Source organism: Yinghuangia sp. YIM S09857 (assembly GCF_051388915.1).
Taxonomy (GTDB): Bacteria; Actinomycetota; Actinomycetes; order Streptomycetales; family Streptomycetaceae; genus Yinghuangia.
On the sequence record NZ_JBPKBH010000017.1, the window covers coordinates 146,196 to 149,109 of the forward strand.

Below are 2,914 nucleotides of genomic sequence, written 5' to 3' on the forward strand. Positions count from 1 at the left end.
TGCCCGTACCGGCCGACCGGTACGGGCAACAGCGCGGAGCGGAGGGCGTCAGTGGCTGATCGCGTCGATGCCCGCTTGGGCGAACTGCTCGTCGGTGAGGCCGCTCGGGGCGCCCGCGACGCCGATGCCGGCGATGGGCGTGCCCTGGTACTGGATCGGCAGGCCGCCCGCGAGGAACAGGGTGCCGGGGATGTCGGCGAGCGTGGGGTTCTGCTCCAGGCGGCCGACCAGGACGGACGTGGGCGCGTTGAACGACGCGGCGGTGTACGCCTTGAGGCGGGCCGACTCGTACGTGTGCGGCCCGGCGCCGTCGCCGCGCAACTGCACGATGGCGTTGCCGTTGCGGTCCACGACGGCGACACTCACCCGCTGCCCGGCGGCCTCGGCGGCGTCGAGCGCCGCCTGCGCCGCCCGTACGGCCGCTTCCTCGGTGAGGTGGTTCGTGGTGACGACGTTGTCGCCGCGCACGCCGTCACCGGGCGGGGTCGTCCGGCAGCCGGCGTGGCAATAGTCCCCCGAGGCCGTGGCGGCCGTGGCGGGTACGGCGGTCGCCGCGCCCAGGCCGAACACCACAAGTGAGGCGCCGACGGCGAGACGGGTGCGCAGGGCGATGGATCTGTTCACAGGCACTCCAGTGCGAGGTGGCCGCCACGTGCGGGCAGGCCCTGCCGACAGTGCAGCAAGCGGGTCCGCCGCCCGTCCCGCACCGACCCCGCCGCCGCGCGACGATGCACCGGACCGGGCTACCCCGTCTGCGCCGAATGGTCGACCGGCGCGGCGGGCCTAGGCATCGTCGTAGAGGCGTCGCCACCACCAGCCGTACGGGCGGCCCCGCCAGTCGAGGCCGACATGCACAGGGGCGGGGTCGGGGAGCGTGCGGCGGCGGAAGTCGGCGTCCAGCGGGCGGAGCACGGCGCTCAGCGCGGCCCGCGAGGCGGGTGGCAGCGTGCGGTGGATCTCGGCGATCCCGTCCCGCACAGCCGCCACGTCGTCGAGGCCGCAGGACGGACACGCGGGAACCTCCGCGTGCGAGAGCAGTAGCGTCCGGCCCGGACGGGCCAGGAACTGCCGGTAGCGGCTGAGGAGTTCAACGAGATCGATCGAGCGTTCCTGCCCCAGCCAGCGCACTTCCGCGCCGGCCGTCGGCGACAACCGGTCGACTGGTGGCAGCAGGCGTGCCCACTCGGGGACACGGCGGCGCGGATGGCGCCCATGAGCGGTGCGCACGGCACCGGGCCGACTACGCGGCATAGCCCTTTCGGCCAGCAAACATCATGCGCACATTCTGCCGGCGCTCCGGGGGCACAGCCAGCCACTATCCACCCCACGCACACGCACGCCCGCGGCCGCGTGTCTTCGCCCCGATCGCGGACTGCGTCGGCCGAACGGGTGAGGTCAAGACGCGCTAGGCAAGCACGCGTTACGCCCCCGGCTCCCGCTCGAAAGCAGGGAACCGGGGGCGTGCGGTGCGGTGGTTCGTTGGGGTCGGGTTACACGGCCGGCCTGGTTGCCTTGCGAAGGCGTAGGCACAGTACGGCGGTTGTGAGGGCCAGTGCGCCAAGTACCCCGGCTACCGCGTACGTTGCGTCGCGCCAGGCGTCCGCGTCCGGGGTGTCGCCGATGATCGCGAAGAGGGTGGAGCCGACGATCGACGCGCCGCTGGCCAGGCCGATTTGCAGGGCGGTCGACAGGACGCCGCCGGCCAGGCCCGCTCGGTCGATGGGGAGCGCGGACAGGGTGAGGCCGAGGAGCGGGACGAGGACCATCCCCCATCCGATGCCCGCCACGAACAGCGGGAGCAGGATCTCCGGAAGCGTCAGACCGTCCTCCGCGATGCCCGCCACGACCGCGAACGCGGCCGTCCCGAACGCGAAGATGAACGCGCCGACGACCAGCACCATGGCGCCGAACCGGGCCACGAGGCGCTGTGCGAGCAGGGCGATGATCAGGAAGCCCGTCGCGGCGGCGGCCATTCCCAGGCCGGACCGGATCGGTGTGAAGCCGTGGCCGACCTGGAGGATCATCGCGAGGCTGAACATGAAGCCGCCGACGCACGTCCCGAAGACCAGCAGCGCGGCCAGGCCCAGCCGGGCGGCGGGGAGCCGGAGCAGGGACGGCGGGACGAGCGGCGTACCGCCGGAGCGTTCGCTGCGGGACTGGGTCGCGGCGAAGACCGCGGCGAAGGGGAGGACGGCCGCGAGCGCGATCCACGTCCAGACCGGCCAGTCCTCGGCGCGGCCCAGCGTGAGCGGGATCAGGAGCAGCGCGATCGTCGCGGCCAGCAGGACCGCGCCGCGGGTGTCGATGGGCGTGGCGACCGGCGCCTTGGTCTCCGGCACGATACGCCGGGCGAGGACGAGAGCGACGATGCCGACCGGGACGTTCACCAGGAACAGCGGGCGCCAGCCCGAGCCGAACAGGTCGGCCTGGAGCAGCAGCCCGCCGACGACCTGCCCGATTGCTCCGGCCGAGCCGACGACCAGCCCGAAAACGCCGAGTGCCTTCTGCCGCGCGGCGCCCTCGAAGCCCGCCTGGATGGCGGCCAGTACCTGAGGGAACATCAGGGCCGCGGTCAGGCCCTGCAATACGCGGAACACGATGAGCGTTGTCACGTTCGGCGCCAGGCCGCACGCGGCCGACATCGCGGTGAAGGAGGCCATCCCGAGGAGGAAGAGACGGCGGCGGCCGAAGCGGTCGCCGAGGCGCCCGCCCGCGACGAGGGAGCAGGCGTACGCGACGCCGTAGCCGGACACGGTCAGTTCGAGCTGCGCCTCGCTCGCACCCAGGTCGCGGCCCATGTCGGCGAGTGCGACGTTGACGATGAAGGCGTCCAGGACGGGGAGGAACGCGCCGAGGAGCAGGATGGGGAGTGCCCGCCACCAGCGGGCGGCGTCGGGTCCGCCGGAGGCGGACA

At 73.3% G+C, this 2,914-nt stretch carries 3 protein-coding genes; all 3 read right to left on the reverse strand.

The window, feature by feature from the left end:
• Positions 1–48: 48 nt before the first annotated feature.
• Positions 49–624: a GlcG/HbpS family heme-binding protein gene (locus ACRX5S_RS30000; protein WP_436776290.1), complete on the reverse strand. Its 576-nt coding sequence runs from the start codon at positions 622–624 to the stop codon at positions 49–51.
• Between the two features lie 159 nt (positions 625–783).
• Entirely contained in the window at positions 784–1,152 is a 369-nt protein-coding gene (locus tag ACRX5S_RS30005; RefSeq protein WP_436776291.1) for a hypothetical protein, read from the reverse strand.
• Positions 1,153–1,490: 338 nt separating this feature from the next.
• A partial coding sequence (locus tag ACRX5S_RS30010) for an MFS transporter (protein WP_436776292.1) occupies positions 1,491–2,914 on the reverse strand: 1,424 nt, incomplete at its 5' end.